The organism is Pseudomonas sp. SID14000, from assembly GCF_002165135.1.
GTDB lineage: Bacteria > Pseudomonadota > Gammaproteobacteria > Pseudomonadales > Pseudomonadaceae > Aquipseudomonas.
Genome location: NZ_NFZQ01000016.1, coordinates 16,019 through 32,838, shown reverse-complemented (window position 1 = coordinate 32,838; position 16,820 = coordinate 16,019). Strand labels below are relative to the sequence as shown.

At 63.6% G+C, this 16,820-nt stretch carries 14 protein-coding genes; 12 read left to right on the top strand and 2 right to left on the bottom strand.

Going from position 1 to position 16,820, the window contains the following annotated elements; genetic code table 11:
- Positions 1 to 105: 105 nt before the first annotated feature.
- Together phnX and CAY82_RS21610 are read right to left on the bottom strand one after the other, a co-directional pair.
- Entirely contained in the window at positions 106 to 933 is an 828-nt protein-coding gene (phnX, locus tag CAY82_RS21615; protein WP_087502986.1) for a phosphonoacetaldehyde hydrolase, read from the bottom strand.
- Between the two features lie 34 nt (positions 934 to 967).
- Entirely contained in the window at positions 968 to 2,074 is a 1,107-nt protein-coding gene (locus CAY82_RS21610) for a 2-aminoethylphosphonate--pyruvate transaminase (RefSeq protein ID WP_087502985.1), read from the bottom strand.
- A 112-nt stretch (positions 2,075 to 2,186) separates the two neighbouring features.
- Here CAY82_RS21610 and CAY82_RS21605 point away from each other — a divergent pair, with 112 nt between their 5' ends.
- From CAY82_RS21605 to CAY82_RS21550, 12 genes are all read left to right on the top strand, one after another.
- Entirely contained in the window at positions 2,187 to 3,071 is an 885-nt protein-coding gene (locus CAY82_RS21605; RefSeq protein WP_087502984.1) for a LysR substrate-binding domain-containing protein, read from the top strand.
- A 7-nt stretch (positions 3,072 to 3,078) separates the two neighbouring features.
- On the top strand, positions 3,079 to 4,101 hold the full coding sequence (locus CAY82_RS21600; RefSeq protein WP_087502983.1) for an AraC family transcriptional regulator: 1,023 nt from the start codon (positions 3,079 to 3,081) through the stop codon (positions 4,099 to 4,101).
- A gap of 87 nt (positions 4,102 to 4,188) precedes the next feature.
- Positions 4,189 to 8,667, top strand: a complete 4,479-nt coding sequence (locus CAY82_RS21595; protein ID WP_087502982.1) for an NEL-type E3 ubiquitin ligase domain-containing protein — start codon at positions 4,189 to 4,191, stop codon at positions 8,665 to 8,667.
- Between the two features lie 116 nt (positions 8,668 to 8,783).
- Entirely contained in the window at positions 8,784 to 10,430 is a 1,647-nt protein-coding gene (locus CAY82_RS21590; protein WP_087502981.1) for an acyl-CoA synthetase, read from the top strand.
- A 13-nt stretch (positions 10,431 to 10,443) separates the two neighbouring features.
- Complete coding sequence (locus CAY82_RS21585; RefSeq protein ID WP_087502980.1) at positions 10,444 to 11,211, top strand: SDR family NAD(P)-dependent oxidoreductase; 768 nt, start codon at positions 10,444 to 10,446, stop codon at positions 11,209 to 11,211.
- Positions 11,212 to 11,222: 11 nt separating this feature from the next.
- Positions 11,223 to 12,416, top strand: coding sequence for an acetyl-CoA C-acyltransferase (locus CAY82_RS21580; protein WP_087502979.1), 1,194 nt, complete (start codon positions 11,223 to 11,225; stop codon positions 12,414 to 12,416).
- An 8-nt stretch (positions 12,417 to 12,424) separates the two neighbouring features.
- Positions 12,425 to 13,552, top strand: coding sequence for an acyl-CoA dehydrogenase (locus CAY82_RS21575; RefSeq protein ID WP_025338375.1), 1,128 nt, complete (start codon positions 12,425 to 12,427; stop codon positions 13,550 to 13,552).
- Between the two features lie 13 nt (positions 13,553 to 13,565).
- Positions 13,566 to 14,339, top strand: a complete 774-nt coding sequence (locus CAY82_RS21570) for an enoyl-CoA hydratase (RefSeq protein ID WP_050704987.1) — start codon at positions 13,566 to 13,568, stop codon at positions 14,337 to 14,339.
- A 610-nt stretch (positions 14,340 to 14,949) separates the two neighbouring features.
- Positions 14,950 to 15,354 (top strand): TraR/DksA C4-type zinc finger protein, encoded by a 405-nt coding sequence (locus CAY82_RS21565; protein ID WP_003259022.1) that lies wholly within the window; start codon positions 14,950 to 14,952, stop codon positions 15,352 to 15,354.
- 179 nt (positions 15,355 to 15,533) lie between these two features.
- Positions 15,534 to 15,728 (top strand): hypothetical protein, encoded by a 195-nt coding sequence (locus tag CAY82_RS21560; RefSeq protein WP_025338376.1) that lies wholly within the window; start codon positions 15,534 to 15,536, stop codon positions 15,726 to 15,728.
- 408 nt (positions 15,729 to 16,136) lie between these two features.
- Positions 16,137 to 16,607 carry a hypothetical protein gene (locus tag CAY82_RS21555; RefSeq protein ID WP_063913966.1) on the top strand — a complete coding sequence of 157 codons (471 nt, stop codon included), beginning with the start codon at positions 16,137 to 16,139 and terminating at the stop codon, positions 16,605 to 16,607.
- Positions 16,604 to 16,816 (top strand): hypothetical protein, encoded by a 213-nt coding sequence (locus CAY82_RS21550; protein ID WP_087502978.1) that lies wholly within the window; start codon positions 16,604 to 16,606, stop codon positions 16,814 to 16,816. Before CAY82_RS21555 ends, CAY82_RS21550 begins: the two co-directional genes overlap by 4 nt.
- Positions 16,817 to 16,820: the final 4 nt, after the last annotated feature.

Genomic DNA, 16,820 nt, shown 5'->3' with positions numbered 1-16,820 from the left:
ATGGGGAGGGCCCATGTTTTGGCAATTGCAGCGGCAACTCAATGTACAGATCCGGGCCAGATCGCAACCCAGAACAAGGGGCCGCAAAGCGGCCCCAATGCCGGCTCAGGAGGCTTGCGGCATCTCGCCCTTGGCCAGGCGCCGGTTGATGTCGGCGATCACTTCGGGCAGTTCGTTGATGGTGTCGATCAGGTAGTGCGGACGGCTGCCGGCGAACAGCGCGTGGATGCGCTGGCGCTCGCTCTCCAGCCTCTCGGCGCTGAGTGCGCGGTAGCCTTCCCAGGTCAGCCCCAGGGCATTGCCCGAGCACACCAGGGCCACGGTCCACATGCCGGCGCGGCGGCCTTCGAGAATACCCGGCGCGGTGTCGTCGACTTTCACGCAGGCGGCCACATCGTCGATACCCAGCGCGATCACGTTGGCCAGGGCCTGGGCCGGCCATGGGCGGCCGTTCGGGGTTTCGTCGGTGGCCACCACATGATCGGCCACGTAGCCATTCTGCGCGGCCAGCGCCACCACCTTGTCCATCACCACCTTCGGGTAGCCCGAGCACGAGCCGATCTTCAGGCCGTCCTGGCGCAGCCCGGTGAGGGTGTCGAGGGCGCCAGGGATCAGCGCCGAGTGTACAGCGATCTTCTCGATCTGCAGGGGCATGAAGCGGTTGTAGATGGCGGTGACATCATCGTCGGTCGGAGTGCGGCCGAACACCTTGCGGTAACGCTCGGCAATTTCCGGCACATCGCACAGGGTACGGATGTGGTCCCACTTGCCCATGCCCATCGGGCCGCGGGCTTCTTCGATGGACACCTGCACATCGAATTCGGCGAAGGCTTCGACAAAGATCTGGGTGGGGGCGAAGGAGCCGAAGTCGACTACGGTGCCGGCCCAGTCGAGGATGGCGGCTTGCAGCTGGGTGGGGTTGCTGTAGTTCATGTGCGCTTGTTCCTGAAATAGGGTGGGCAAAGGGTCAGATGTCCAGCACTTCCATTTCCCGCAGCACCTCGGCCACGGCATTCACGGCGGCCTGCATGCCATCCGCTCCGACCACACCGATGCAGCCGACACGGAAGGTTTCCACCTGGGTCAGCTTGCCTGGGTAAAGGATGAAGCCCTTGGCCTTGACCCGTTCGTAGAAGTCCTTGAACTGGTAGCGGGCATCCTTCGGTGCGTGGAAGGTGACGATGATCGGCGCCTGGATCCCGGCGGGCAGGAAGCTGCGCAGGCCGAGGGCGGCCATGCCGTCGAGCAGGGTCTTGCAGTTGTCGGCGTAGCGCTGGTGGCGTGCCGGCAGTCCCCCTTCCTCGTTGTACTGCTGCAGTGCCTCGTGCAGGGCGGCGACCACATGGGTCGGCGGGGTGAAGCGCCACTGGCCGGTCTTGGCCATGTAGGTGTGCTGGTCGTGCAGGTCCATCGCCAACGAGTGGGCATTACCTTCGGCGGCTGCCAGGGCGGTTTTCTCGGCGAATACGAAGCCCATGCCAGGTACGCCTTCCAGGCACTTGCCGGAGGCGGCGATCAGCGCCTCGAAAGGGATTTTGCGGGCATCGATCGGCAGTGCGCCGAACGAGCTCATGGCATCGATGATCAGGCGCTTGCCGTGTCCTTTGACCACCTGGGCGATCTCCGGCAGCGGGTTGAGGATACCGGTGCTGGTTTCGCAGTGGATCAGCGCGACATGGGTGATGGCCGGGTCGGCGGCCAGCAGGCGGTCGACGTCGGCGGCGGTGGTCGGCTGGTCTTCGGCGGTTTCGAAGGTGCTGTAGGCGCGGCCCAGCACCTTGCAGATCTTCGCCAGACGCTGGCCATATGCGCCATTGATCAGCACCAGGACCTTGCCGTCACGCGGCACCAGGGTACCGATGGCCGCCTCCACGGCGAAGGTGCCGCTGCCTTGCAGGGGCACGCAATGGTGGCTGGCGTTGCCGTCGATGATCGCCAGCAGTTGCTCGCAGACACTGGCGGTCAGTTGGTTGAAGTCGCGGTCCCAGGAGCCCCAGTCCACCAGCATGGCTTGGCGGGTGCGGATTGATGTGGTCAGGGGACCAGGGGTCAGCAGAATCGGGGCGTTGCTCATTCCGTTATTCCTCACAAGCGGTGGGCTGAAACTACGGGGCCTAGGTTGCAATTGGCGCTGTCATCAATCAAATTGTTTGTTGTTATCCCAGTTATAAGTCAGGCCGATAAATATGAACCTGTTCCAGTTGCGTGCCTTCGATGCCGTGGCCCGGGAAGGCAGTTTCACCCGTGCCGCCGCACGCCTGTTCATCAGCCAGCCGGCGGTGACCGGGCATGTCAAGGCGCTGGAGGAGCACTACCAGATCACCTTGCTGCGACGTACCGCGCGGCGGGTGGAGTTGACCGAAGAGGGCACCCGCCTGGCGGCCATCACCCGCGCCATGTTCGGCCTGGCCGAAGAGGCGCAGGCCATGCTTGAAGCCAACCGCCAGTTGCTTACCGGGCGCCTCGAGGTGGCCGCCGATGGCCCGCACCGGGTCATGCCGATGCTGGCTGTACTGCGGGAACGTTACCCAGGCATCACCGTGAACCTGCGCCTGGGCAATGCCCAGGAAACGCTCGCTGCGTTGCTGGGCGAGCACGCCGACGTCGCTGTCCTGACCGAGACCGAACCACGCAAGGGGCTGTACCTGCAGAAGCTCTGTGAATCCCGGTTGTGCGCCCTGGTGCCAGCGGGACATGCCTGGGCAGGAAGCGGAGCGAATGTGGCACTGGCCGACTTGCACCAGCAGGTAATGGTGCTGCGCGAACCCAGCTCCACCACTCGTCGTACCTTCGACAAGGCATGCCTGAGGGCGGGTGTGCAACCGCGGGTGTTGCTGGAGCTCGACAGCCGGGAAGCAGTGACTGAGGCAGTTGCCGCGGAACTGGGTATTGGTGTTGTATCCTCCACCGAAGTCGCCCATGACCCGCGCGTGGTAGCACTCCCTCTGGCAGGTGCCGGCCTGATCAACCAGCACTGGGTCGGTTGCCTGGAGCGTCGCCGGGAGTTGCGCCTGATCCAGGCGTTTCTGGGGTTGGCCGGCTGTTCGTCCAGCGGTGAAGACAAGGACTGAAGCTTCAATGCGTGAAAAAGACACTATCTCCATGCAACTGGTGCGTGAGGCCTTGTTGCAGACGTGCCCGGCGGGCGAACCCGATGCCGGTCTGCTGGCCCGCGCCGGCATCGATCCGGAGCAGTTGCGCCGGCCTGAAGCGAGGGTGAGCGCCCAGGCCTATGCACGGCTCTGGCGTCTGTTGGCACGGCGTTGCAATGACGAGTTCTTTGCAATGGACCCGCGTGGCCTTCGCTCGGGCAGCCTGGCTTTCATGTGCCGCGCGGCCATGGCCCAGCCGACCGTGGGCCAAGGTCTGGAAACCATGCTGGCGTTTCTTTCGCTGATGCTTGAAGACTTGCACCCCGGGCTGGTGCGCCAGCCGGACATGGCCGAGATCGTCCTCAACGAGCCCCGCGACCTGCCGCGCCGCGCATTTACCTACTTCACGTTCTGGATGATCGTGCACGGCGTGGCGTGCTGGCTGGCCGGCCGACGCATACCCATCCTGGCGATCGACCTGCGCTGCGGCCCGCCGCCGTTTTGCGACGATTACCGAGTGATGTTCACCCGTAACCTGCACTTCGACCGCCCCCTGACACGCCTGGTGATCGCCCCGCAGAGCCTGGACCAGCCCCTCAGGCGCAGTGAGGCGCAACTGCAGCGTTTTCTCGCCCAGGCGCCGGGCAATATCCTGGTGAAGTACCGCGACCCGGCCAGCCTTGGACTGCGTATTCGCGGTGATCTGCTGGGCCTGGAACCTGCCAGCTGGCCAGACAGCGATGCTTGCGCCCGGCGCCTGGGCGTTTCACCGGCCACGTTGCGCCGGCGCCTGGCCGATGAGGGGCAGACCTACCACGGGCTCAAGGACAGCGTACGGCGCGAACTGGCGGACACCTGGTTGAGCCAGGCGGACCTGAGCATGGCTGAAATTGCCGAGCGCCTGGGCTTTGCCGACAGCAGCGCGCTCTACAAGGCCGCGCACAAGTGGTTCGGTTGCAACCCGGGCCAGCGTCGTGCCCAGCACATGCACGGCGCTGCTGCCGATTGAGTACGGCGGGGCACAGGTTCCCTCTGAAGCTGGCGGGTGTTGGATGAAAGATTGCTCAGCCCATTCCAGCTGAACAGAGTGCAGCCCATGCGCAGCTTCCCCAGTGTCACGCCCCTTCCCAAGACTGTCACCTCAACAGACGCCCACCGGGTCACCGATGCCTTCATCAGCAAGCGCTTGCCGCCTTGGGTCAAACAGGCCAGCCCTGCCGAGATCGCCGAACTGCGTCGCCTGATTGCCAGCCATCGGGCCAGCCGAAAACGCGTGGAGGAGGCAACCCGGGGCCTCGCTCCGCCTCACGCCTATGCACTGCAGGTGTATGGCGAAGGCCTGGCCAGCATCCTGCCTGCCGGCCAGTCACTGGCCAAGCTGCAATGGCGGGAGATGACCCGACGCGCTACTGGTTTCACGTCACCCTACATCGAGTCGAGCCTCGCTGACCCACAGCCTGGTTTGTTGCGCCTGATGCAGAACTTTCCCGATGGCGAGACACCATTGGAGGGCAGTGGTCTGTTCCGGCCCAACAGCAACACATTGTTGTCGGGTGACATTGACGAGCTCAAGCGCATCGTCCGCGAGCTGGATGCGGGCGCCCAGTACCAGGCACGCCTGGCCAACCTGCTGGACAAGAACAAGGCGTTGTTTGCCGAGGACAAGGTTGCCGGGTTCAGTCTGGCCGTGCACATCGCTGCGCTGAAGAAGACGATCGAACCGGCAGTCAGAGCCGCGCTCGATGCTTGTGTGTCCCCCTCCGGCGCTGCGGACCAGCCCGAGAGTGGGGCGCCACTGACTGCCTACCCGGGGTTGTTGAGCCTGCTGGGCTGCACGGTGCACGACGGTGTGTTCATCCAGCTGCGCGGCGCCGATGACAGCGACCAGGGCGTGGTCGTGTACTTGCCTGACAACGTCGACCAGCCTTTGCGCCACTACCGCTCGAAGGTGGAGTATGAGACGACACTGGTCGCCCGCCTGGAGAAGCCCGCCGATCGGGCAGCGCTGTGTCAGCGGGTCGCGTTGCGCGACCGCACCGATTTCACTGAAAAGTTGCGCAAACGTCTGGCAGACACCGTTCCGGACCTGCAGCCCGAGGGCGAGGCGGTGCATGAAACCCTGGGCAAGCACTGGGCAGACGCCCAGATTGCACGTGCGAAGGACGATGCCCGGCTGTTGCTGGTACCGACCGCCGACGCCGATGACAAGGCTAGCCAGGCCCGCCTGGCAAGTTGGGCCGCGCTTGGCTGGAGTGTGGCCAACCTGGCGGGCTTCTTCATCCCGGTGGTCGGTGCCGCTTTGCTGGCACAGGCGGTAGCAGACGTATGTTCGCATGTGTTCGAGGGGGTGGAGGATTGGGCAGAGGGGCATGACCATGAAGCTGTCGAGCATGTGCTTGATGTGGCCCGGATTGCCGCTTCGGTTGCCATCACGGCAGGAGCGGTGGCTGGCGCAAATTCATTGGTCAACCGTTTCGCGCGCAGCTCCTTCGTCGATAGCCTGGAGCCTGCCGCCATGGCTGATGGCAGTGCGCGGCTGTGGCATAACGACCTTGGCCGATACGAGAGTTCGTCTGGCGATGCCGAACCGGACGAGCGAGGCCTGCTGGCCCGCGACGGGCGGTTCTGGCTGCGCATCGATGGTCGCTGCTACGAGGTCCACCAGCCTCGGGCGCAGGGGCCTTGGCGGCTGCGTCACCCATCGCGGGCTGACGCCTACGGGCCTGTGGTCGAATACAACGGTGAACGCTTCTGGCATTTGCGTGATGAGACGCCGGTAGCCTGGAACGATGCAGCCAGCATGCTCGACCGCCTGTGGCCGCAGGCCGTTGCGCTTGATGCGCGCCGTGCCGACAAGTTGTTGCTGGCAGCGGGTGCTGATATCGACGAGTTGCGTGGCATTCTGGTTGAAAACCGCCCGTTGCCCGCCAACCTTCGTAGCATGCTGCGCGGGTTCGATGCCGATGCCCGGATCGACAGCTTCTTTGCTGCGTTAGCCGCAGGCTCGGCTGAGCGGCCCGAGCCCAGGCTTCTTGACTGGTGCCGGCATCGCCTGGGCCTGGCCGGTGTGAATGCAAGCGGCGACGCTGCCACGTTGCTGGAGCACGAAGCCGAGCTGCGCAGCGGGCTGTTCACCCACCTGACAGCTGCTGGTTCGACCGAAGACGAAGTGGCCCGGCTAGTGATGCGTGATTTCCCCGGGCTGGATGCCGATTACGCCATGGAGCTGGCGGCCACGGTCACCAGTACGGAGCGAGAGCACATTCAGTTGCGCTCGCGGCTTCCGCTTGGCGTGGCGCAACGGGCGCGCTCGTTGCTCCAGCATGCCAGGCTGGCCCGGGCCCGGCGCGGCCTGATCTTGCGCAATGGCTATAGCGATGAGAGCGGGGAACTGGCCTTGCACTTGCTGCCACGCCTGAGGGGGTGGGCCTTCGAACGGCGGCTGGAGCTGCGTGTCGGCGGCCGTCGAGTGGCTGTGCTGAACAGTCAGGCCGCGCAAGACAATCAGGTCATCCTGACTCGCAGCAATGGGCGGTTCCGCCTGAGTGACCATCGTGGGCTGCCCTTGGAGTCAGACCTCGACCAGGCTGACGATGACCTGTTCGAGGCGGTTTTGGCGTTGCTGACTGCCGAGCAGCGCGACAGGCTGGGGCTGGACAGCGGCGACCCTGCCGGTGACCTGCGCCAGCGGGTAGTTGCAAAGATCCCGGCCGAACGCAGGGCACTGCTTGATGTGCTGGGTTGGCGCCAGCATCCGGGCTGGTTCAACCCGGGCGAGCGATTGCCTGATGGTCGTGTCGGATACGCCCTGGGCGGCCGCCAGTCTACCGAGCTGGACCTTGCAAGCCGCATGCGCCAGCGCCTGTCTGTGTTGTACCGAGGTGACAGCCAAGTGCAGATAGACAATCACCTGGCGCGGATTCTCGAGACGGAAGACCCTTTCGATACCCTCATCTCTGAAGAAGAAAACTTTCAACTGCTGTGCGACAGGCTCAATGCCTGGGTTGAGTTCGCTCGTAACACGGAAATCGTGCCGCGACGCTTGTTGGCGACGCGTTTGCGCCAGGCGTGGCGCCGGCAGTTGCCTGTCGATATTCACGATCCGGCAGGGTATGACAGAATTCTGGATATCAGCGCGCTTCAGGTGACCAGCCTGCCGGACCTCAGGGCGTCACTGGACTTCCATTTCGTGACCACTTTCGTGATGACCAGTACACCATTGCTGGTGATCCCGGAAGGCTTTTTCAGTTGTTTTACGCAGCTGCGTCGCGTGAATCTGTCTCGCAACCATTTGTACGTACTGCCTGCAGGGCTGCGACACCTTGGCAACCTGCAAAGTCTGCAGTTGCTGCACAATCATATTCGGATCAACGAGGAAGGCGAGCGACTGCTTGGCAGTTTGCCGCAGCTGACCGATCTGGATCTCAGTTTCAATCCCTTGCGCCGCTTGAGGTTCCGTTTCGATGCAATGCCAGCGTTAAGGAGGCTCTACCTTCGGCACTGTGGCTTGGTGAGCTGGCCGGCCGGGCTGGAGCGGTGTGGCATGCTCAACGTGGCGGATTTGAGTGTGAACGAGATCTCCAGCGTGCCTGAGGTGATCTTGCAGATGCCTTACGAGTTCCGCTTGGCGTTTCGCCTCGATGGCAATGCCGTATCGGTACAGCAGCGGACCCGCCTCCATGCAGTCCCTCATCCGGGCCACGCCATCAGTCTGCAGCCGGGGCAGTTGTCCGCTTGGCAGCTTTGGGGTGGCGGACCGCAAGCCGAAGAAATGGGTCAGCGCTGGAATCGTCTGTTCGCACGCCCTGGCATGGAAAAAGTCGAGCAGATCCTGAGCCAGTTGCAGCACACCAAGGATTTCCAGCAACGCGGGCCAGACATGAGATTGCAGGTGTGGAGCCTGTTGGAAGAGATGGATCAGGATGCTGGGCTGGCCGGGGAGATACAGGCGATTGCCAGCGCCCCTACCACTTGCGCCGACAGCATCGCCGAGCGCTTCAGCGATATGCGCCTGCACGCAATGATCGCCAAAGCCAACAGCACCGCTGCAACCAGCCAGGAATCGCTGCTGAGTCTGGGCTTGGGGCTGTGCAATCTGTCCAAGCTTGAAGAGTTCATCAGGATGGATCTCGCGACTCGCCAGAGCTTGCATCAACCCGTGGATCCCATTGAGGTCAAGCTCAGTTATTGCGTGGCGTTGGCGCAGGAATTGAATTTGCCTGGGCAGCCCACCAGCATCAGGTACGGTGACCTTGGCGGTGTCGGTGCCGAGCAGCTCGACGCCGCTCGTGCTTTCGTGCGCACTGTCCAGACGGTGGATGCCCAGGCCAGCTCAATTTGCCTGCAGACGTTCTGGACTAACTGGCTGGAAGAGCATTACAGCGAAGATTTTGCTGTGCTGGCCGCCAAGTTCGATGAAAGAGTCGCGGAGCTGACCGAACAGGCCGAGCCGCAGGATGCTGACCAGAGGCAGGCCCAATGGGATGACCTGGAACATCAGCGGATCAGCGAACGGTATCGGCTGGCAGTGCAGCTGACCCGCGATCTGCTGGAGGCCAGGGCTGCGCAGGCCTGAGTCGCCAATCCGCTCAGGCAGATTGATAGCTTTGGCCATTGCCGTGCTGCGTCGGCAGCGCGAAGATCGTCGGACCGATGGTTCCACTCCAAAAACAATAAACCAGGAGTCCGACGATGCGCGATTACGCCGAGGCCGTACGTGCTTTCGACCATGCCCGCGCCGCCGTTGCGGCGCTGCATGGCGACCTCGATGCCCTCAATGCCTGTGTCGAATGCTGCGACCGCCATACCGGTAGCGACAAGCCGGCGTTGGTCTACATGGACCGTGACGGCAACAGCACCGAATACAGTTTCGACCAGTTGCGCGAGCGTGCCGCCCGCTTCGCCAACGTACTCAAGGCCCAAGGTGTGGAGGCGGGTGACCGGGTCGCGGGCCTGATGCCGCGTACGCCTGAACTGTTGGTCACGATACTCGCTACCTGGCGCCTCGGCGCGGTGTACCAGCCACTGTTCACTGCGTTCGGCCCCAAGGCGATCGAACACCGGCTTGAGCAATCCCAGGCCCGAGTGGTTGTCACCGATAGCCACAACCGCGCCAAACTGGACGATGTGCACGCCTGCCCGAGCATCATCACCGTCAAGGCCCGCAGCGGCGAACTGGACTTCCAGCAGTGCCTGGACAGTGCTGCACCTGATTGCGAGCCCGTCATGCGCACAGGCGACGACCCGTTCCTGCTGATGTTCACCTCCGGTACCACGGGGCCGGCCAAGCCGCTGGAAGTGCCGCTGCGCGCGATCGTCGCGTTTCAGGGCTACATGCGCGATGCCATCGACCTGCGCCCCGAGGACATCTTCTGGAACCTGGCCGATCCGGGCTGGGCCTATGGCCTGTATTACGCGGTCACCGGCCCGTTGTCGCTGGGCCATGCCACCACCTTCTACGATGGCCCGTTCAGTGTTGAAAGCTGCGCGCGGGTAATCGACAAGCTGGGCGTCACCAACCTGGCCGGCTCTCCCACCGCGTACCGCCTGCTGATTGCCGCAGGCAATGACTTCTCGGCCCCGGTCAAGGGGCGCCTGCGGGTGGTCAGCAGTGCCGGCGAGCCGCTCAACCCGGAAGTGATCCGCTGGTTCGCCGACGAACTGGGCGTGACCATCCACGACCACTACGGGCAGACCGAGCTGGGCATGGTGCTGTGCAACCACCATGGCCTGCAGCACCCGGTACACCTCGGCTCGGCCGGCTTCGCCATCCCCGGCCACCGCATCGTGGTGCTGGACGAGCAGGGCAACGAACTGCCCGCCGGTCAGCCGGGCATCCTCGCGGTCGATCGCGAGCAGTCGCCGCTGTGCTGGTTCGCGGGCTACCACGGTCTGCCGACCAAAGCCTTCGTCGGCAAGTACTACCTCAGCGGCGACACCGTCGAGCTGAACCAGGACGGCAGCATCAGCTTCGTCGGCCGCAGCGACGATGTGATCACCACCTCCGGCTACCGCGTAGGCCCGTTCGATGTGGAGAGCGCACTGATCGAGCACCCGGCGGTGATCGAGGCGGCGGTGATTGGTAAACCGGACCTTGAGCGTACCGAGCTGATCAAGGCCTTCGTGGTATTGACCAGCGGTTATCAGGGCAGCGCCGAGCTTGAAGAGGCTTTGCGCCAGCACGTGCGCCAGCGCCTGTACGCCCATGCTTATCCAAGAGAAATCGAATTCGTCAGCGAACTGCCCAAGACCCCGAGCGGCAAGCTGCAACGCTTCATCCTGCGCAACCAGGAAGTCGCGAAACAACAAGCGCAGCAGGCCACCCCTGCCAACGCCTGAAAGGAAACCGATCATGCAAATAGCCAACAAACACTTCATCGTCAGCGGCGCCGCCTCCGGGCTGGGCGCTGCTACCGCGCAGATGCTGGTCGAGGCCGGCGCCAAGGTCATGCTGGTCGACCTCAATGCCCAGGCCGTCGAGGCCAAGGCCCGCGAACTGGGTGACAATGCCCGCTTCGCGGTGGCCGACATCAGCGACGAGCAGGCCGCCCAGGCGGCGGTCGATGCGGCTGTCAGCGCCTTTGGCAGCCTGCACGGTCTGGTCAACTGCGCCGGTATCGTCGGCGCCGAGAAAGTGCTGGGCAAACAAGGTCCGCATGGCCTGGCCAGCTTCGCCAGGGTCATCAACGTCAACCTGATCGGCAGCTTCAACCTGCTGCGCCTGGCCGCCGCGGCCATGGCCGAAGGGGCTGCCGATGACGGTGGCGAACGTGGGGTGATCATCAACACCGCCTCGATCGCCGCCTATGACGGCCAGATCGGTCAGGCCGCCTACGCTGCGTCCAAGGGCGCCATCGCCAGCCTGACCTTGCCGGTCGCCCGCGAACTGGCGCGCTTCGGCATCCGTGTGATGACGATCGCCCCGGGCATCTTCGAAACGCCGATGATGGCCGGCATGACCGAGGAAGTGCGCGCCTCGCTGGCTGCCGGCGTGCCGTTCCCGCCGCGCCTGGGCCGCCCGCAGGAATACGCCGCGCTGGCCCGTCACATCATCGAGAACAGCATGCTCAACGGCGAGGTGATCCGCCTCGACGGTGCACTGCGCATGGCTGCCAAGTAAGGAGAGCGAACATGACCCTCGCCAATGACCCGATCGTTATCGTCAGCGCCGTGCGCACGCCCATGGGCGGCCTGCAGGGCGACCTCAAGAGCCTGACCGCGCCGCAGCTGGGCAGCGCGGCCATCCGTGGCGCCGTGGAGCGCGCCGGCATCGATGCCGCCAGTGTCGAACAGGTGCTGTTCGGCTGCGTGCTGCCGGCCGGCCAGGGCCAGGCCCCGGCCCGCCAGGCCGCGCTGGGCGCCGGGTTGGACAAGCACACCACCTGCACCACCCTGAACAAGATGTGCGGTTCGGGCATGCAGGCGGCGATCATGGCCCATGACCTGCTGCTGGCCGGCACCGCCGATGTGGTGGTGGCCGGTGGCATGGAAAGCATGACCAACGCGCCGTACCTGCTGGACAAGGCCCGTGGCGGCTACCGCATGGGCCACGGCAAGATCATCGACCACATGTTCATGGATGGCCTGGAGGACGCCTACGACAAAGGCCGCCTGATGGGCACCTTTGCCGAAGACTGCGCGCAGGCCAACGCCTTCAGCCGCGAAGCCCAGGACCAGTTCGCCATTGCCTCGCTGACCCGTGCCCAGGACGCAATCAAGAGTGGCCGGTTTGCTGCCGAGATCGTGCCGGTGGAAGTCACCGAGGGTAAGGAAAGGCGCGTCATCAAGGACGATGAACAGCCGCCCAAGGCGCGCCTGGACAAGATCCCGCAGCTCAAGCCGGCCTTCCGCGAAGGCGGCACGGTAACCGCCGCCAACTCCAGCTCGATTTCCGACGGCGCTGCGGCGCTGGTGCTGATGCGCCGCTCCGAAGCCGACAAGCGCGGCCTCAAGCCGCTGGCGGTGATCCACGGCCACGCCGCCTTCGCCGACACCCCGGCTCTGTTCCCGACCGCGCCGATCGGTGCCATCGACAAGCTGATGAAACGCACCGGCTGGAATCTGGCCGAGGTCGACCTGTTCGAGATCAACGAGGCCTTCGCCGTGGTCACCCTGGCGGCCATGAAGCACCTCGACCTGGCACACGACAAGGTCAATATTCATGGCGGCGCCTGTGCCCTCGGCCACCCGATCGGCGCTTCCGGCGCGCGCATCCTGGTGACCCTGCTGTCGGCCCTGCGCCAGAACAACCTGCGCCGTGGCGTGGCGGCCATCTGCATCGGCGGTGGCGAGGCCACGGCCATGGCTGTCGAATGCCTGTACTGAGGTGAAGCATGCTGGTAACTGACGAGCAACAACAGATCGCCGACGCGGTACGCGCCTTTGCCCAGGAGCGCCTGAAGCCGTTTGCCGAGCAATGGGACAAGGAACACCGCTTCCCCAAGGAGGCCATCGAGGAGATGGCCGAGCTGGGCCTGTTCGGCATGCTGGTGCCGGAGCAGTGGGGCGGCAGCGACACCGGTTACGTGGCCTATGCCATGGCCCTGGAAGAAATCGCCGCCGGTGATGGCGCCTGCTCGACCATCATGAGCGTGCACAACTCGGTGGGCTGTGTGCCGATCCTGCGTTTTGGCAGCGAGCAGCAGAAAGAGCAGTTCCTTACCCCGCTGGCCAGCGGTGCGATGCTCGGTGCCTTTGCCCTGACCGAACCGCAGGCCGGCTCCGACGCCAGCAGCCTGAAGACCCGTGCTCGTCTGGATGGCGACCACTACGTGCTCAACGGCAGCAAGCAGTTCATCACCTCCGGGCAGAACGCCGGGGTGGTGATCGTGTTCGCCGTGACCGACCCGGACGCTGGCAAGCGCGGTATCAGCGCCTTCATCGTGCCTACCGATTCGCCCGGCTATCAAGTGGCGCGGGTCGAGGACAAGCTCGGCCAGCACGCCTCCGACACCTGCCAGATCGTCTTCGACAATGTGCGTGTGCCGGTGGCCAACCGCCTGGGCGCCGAAGGCGAGGGCTACAAGATCGCCTTGGCCAATCTCGAAGGCGGCCGCATCGGCATCGCTTCGCAGGCGGTGGGCATGGCCCGCGCGGCGTTCGAAGTGGCGCGTGACTATGCCAACGAGCGGCAGAGCTTCGGCAAGGCGCTGATCGAACACCAGGCGGTGGCCTTCCGCCTCGCCGACATGGCGACGAAAATTGCCGTGGCCCGGCAGATGGTGCTGCATGCTGCCGCACTGCGTGATGCCGGGCGCCCGGCATTGGTGGAAGCGTCGATGGCCAAGCTGTTTGCCTCGGAAATGGCCGAGAAGGTCTGTTCGGATGCCTTGCAGACCCTGGGCGGTTATGGCTATCTGAGTGACTTCCCGCTGGAGCGCATCTACCGCGACGTTCGGGTTTGCCAGATCTACGAAGGCACCAGCGACATTCAGCGCATGGTCATTGCGCGCAATCTTTGAAGGAGCAGACTGCATGGCATTCGAAACCATCCTGTTGGACATTCACGGCAAGGTTGGCCTGATCACCCTCAACCGCCCGCAGGCGCTGAACGCGCTGAACGCGCAGATCGTCGGCGAGATCAACCAGGCCCTGGACCAGCTCGAGCGTGACCCGAATATCGGCTGCGTGGTGCTGACAGGTTCCGCCAAGGCCTTTGCCGCTGGCGCCGACATCAAGGAAATGGCTGAGCTGCAATACCCACAAATCTACGTTGACGACCTGTTCAGCGATGCCGACCGCATTGCCAACCGGCGCAAGCCGATCATTGCTGCAGTGTCCGGTTTTGCCCTTGGCGGTGGCTGCGAGCTGGCGATGATGTGTGACTTCATCCTGGCGGCGGACAACGCCAAGTTCGGCCAGCCGGAAATCAACCTTGGTGTGTTGCCGGGCATGGGCGGCACCCAGCGCCTGACCCGCGCGGTGGGCAAGGCCAAGGCCATGGAACTGTGCCTGACTGGTCGCCTGATGGGAGCCGAGGAGGCTGAGCGTGCTGGCCTGGTGGCGCGTATCGTACCGCAGGCGGAGCTGGTGGAAGAGGCGCTGAAGGTGGCCGCGACCATTGCCAGCAAATCGATTCCGGTGAGCATGATGGTCAAGGAGAGCGTCAACCGTGCGTTTGAAGTCACCCTTAGCGAGGGTGTGCGCTTCGAGCGGCGGGTGTTCCATGCGGCGTTTGCTACCGAAGACCAGAAAGAGGGGATGGCTGCGTTCATTGCCAAGCGCGAGGCGCAGTTCAAGGATCGTTGATTCTGGTTGGGGACTGGCTGGAGATTTGGACTGGGCCTTTGGGTGCATGCCTTGAGAGGCTTGGTGCCTGTGAGGTCGAGCGCCGCCCGCGCGGCGCTTCGCGGGGCAAGCCCGCTCCCACATTTGTTGCAACGTGGCCATGCCTGTGGGAGAGGCGTTGCCAGCCTTGGTGCAAGGCTTGAGACAAGTGGAGCGGCAGTAGTGCCAACCAGAACTACAACCATGCCACCAAGGCTGACAACCATGGCCTGTCAGGTTCGGCACGTTGCAACAAATGTGGGAGCGGGCTTGTCCCGCGAAGCGCCGCGCGGGCGGCGCTCGATCTCACAGGCGCTGAACATGTTGTGGCGAGCAATGGGTGACTCCTGTTCAATCCCTCCATGCCCCATAGGCCCCTCTCCCAGGGCCACTCATCCATGCACCGACCAGCGGATTCCGAGCAATGGAAGCAAATTCGCACCCATTTGCAGTTGCTCCACGCGACGCAGCGCCTTAGACTGCCGCCCCCTGTAAAAGAGTGCCGGTTGGCGCTTGAAGAATTCCGCTGCCGATGCCAAGGCGTCGGCGGCACATGAATCGCCCAAATGCACATTTTTTCATAGAGAAATCGATGACCAAGGAACAGTTGCTGGCCATGTCGGCCGATGACTACATGAACGCTGACCAGCTGGCTTTCTTCGCTGGCCTGCTGCAGGCGATGAAAGTCGAAACCCATGAACGCATCGAGCTGAGCCGTGCCACCATCGAAGGCCTGGACACCCCGTCGGACCCTGCCGACGTGGCTTCGGTCGAAGAAGAGCGTAGCTGGCTGGTGAATGCCATCGACCGCGACCAGCGCCTTCTGCCGCAGCTGGAAATGGCCCTGGACCGTATTGCCGACGAAAGCTTCGGCTGGTGCGATGACAGCGGTGAGCCGATCGGCCTGAAGCGCTTGCTGATCAGCCCGACCACCAAATACTGCATCGAAGCCCAGGAGCGCCACGAGCAGCTGGACCGCCACCAGCGCCAGGTGTGACACCTGCACGGTGTGCCAAGCCCCACGGAGCGATCCCTGGGGCTTTTTGCGTTTCTTGTCGGCGGTGGCTTTGTTGCCCCGCACGTAACACTGCTGTACCGGGAGGCGCTGTTTCCGCGCCTTGAGCAGGCGTATCATGGCTTTATCGTTAGGGTGCTAATTAAATTCCGGAGGGAATGATGAATAGCCGGGTCGATGTAGCCGTGATGATCGGTTCGGGCGTGCCGGCCACACTGCGGGCGCTAGGTAAACGCATCTGCTGGGTGGTGCTGGTCAATGGCGAACGCCGTGGTACCGCATTCGCCACGCGTGAAGAGGCGCTGGAGTGCCAGGCGGCCTGGCAGCAACAGTTGAAGAAGGGCCTGGCCGCCTGAACGCATTGAATGCTCTGGGTGAGCGAACGGGGTGCTGTTCAGGCCGTTCCCCGGTAAGAAATGCACTTTGCCTCTCGACGGATTTCAGTGTTTTCGTGCATATTCTTCCTCCAGTAATGCGCTGATGCATTGCAGGGCCCATTTCCACATGCGCTCTGGCATTGCCTGCCGCATATTTTCTGGCGGTTTCGCTGTCAGATCTTACGCTTCCCTAATCGGGAATATGCCGAAAGCCTGTATTGAGGCCAGATCTGGCAAGCCAGAGTAAATAATCCCGCACGCTGCATCGCCAGCGGGCGCAGACATTTCGCATATCGCTTTATTACTCTTTTCGCCTATCGACAAGAAATGGCCGTGCCTCACCGAACTTGGGTGAGGGCGGGTTGTAACCGGTTGAGGATTACTTCATTGGCAGTCAGCACTCTTGATACCCATGCGTTGTTCGCCTTGGGCGACCTGCGCGGTAAATTGGCCCAGCTGTTTCAGGGCCGTTTTGTCTATGTCACCGAACAGAATCCAGAAGGCCTGTACATGGCCGAAATCGACACCGAAAGCGCATTGGTGGTCGATGACAAGCAGCGTTTGGAATTGAAGGTTGGCGACCACTTCCGCGCCGCAGTACTGCCCAGCCGCGAAGGCGGCAAACTGGAAATGCGCTTTCGCGAAATCAAGCTGAACGTGTATGGCGTGGGCGACTATGCTTTCGTCTCTGTGCCAGAAGGCGAGGGCATCGTGTTCCGTGAGGGCCACGGTGTGATGCTGGTGTTCGCCGCGCAGCAGCAAGTGCAGGAAGGCCTGGGCAAGTTGCTCAAGGCGGTGACCGGCAAGGTTGCCAAATGGCGCAAAGGTGAGCTGACCACCTTCAAGGCCAGTGAATGACCCACAGTGACGACGCGCCTGCTACGCGTGCCGAGTTCCATCGGCAGCACCAGGCGGATGCCGTGGCCGAGGCCGAGCGTTTGCTGGCCAGGCGCGAGGAACTGCAAGGCGCCTGGTTGAACTGGGTGGCAGGCGAATTGTACCGCCTGGGCCCGCCGCCTTATGCGGCCATGGTCCGGCGCGAGTTGCAGCGCCTCGCCCATGAGTGAGGTG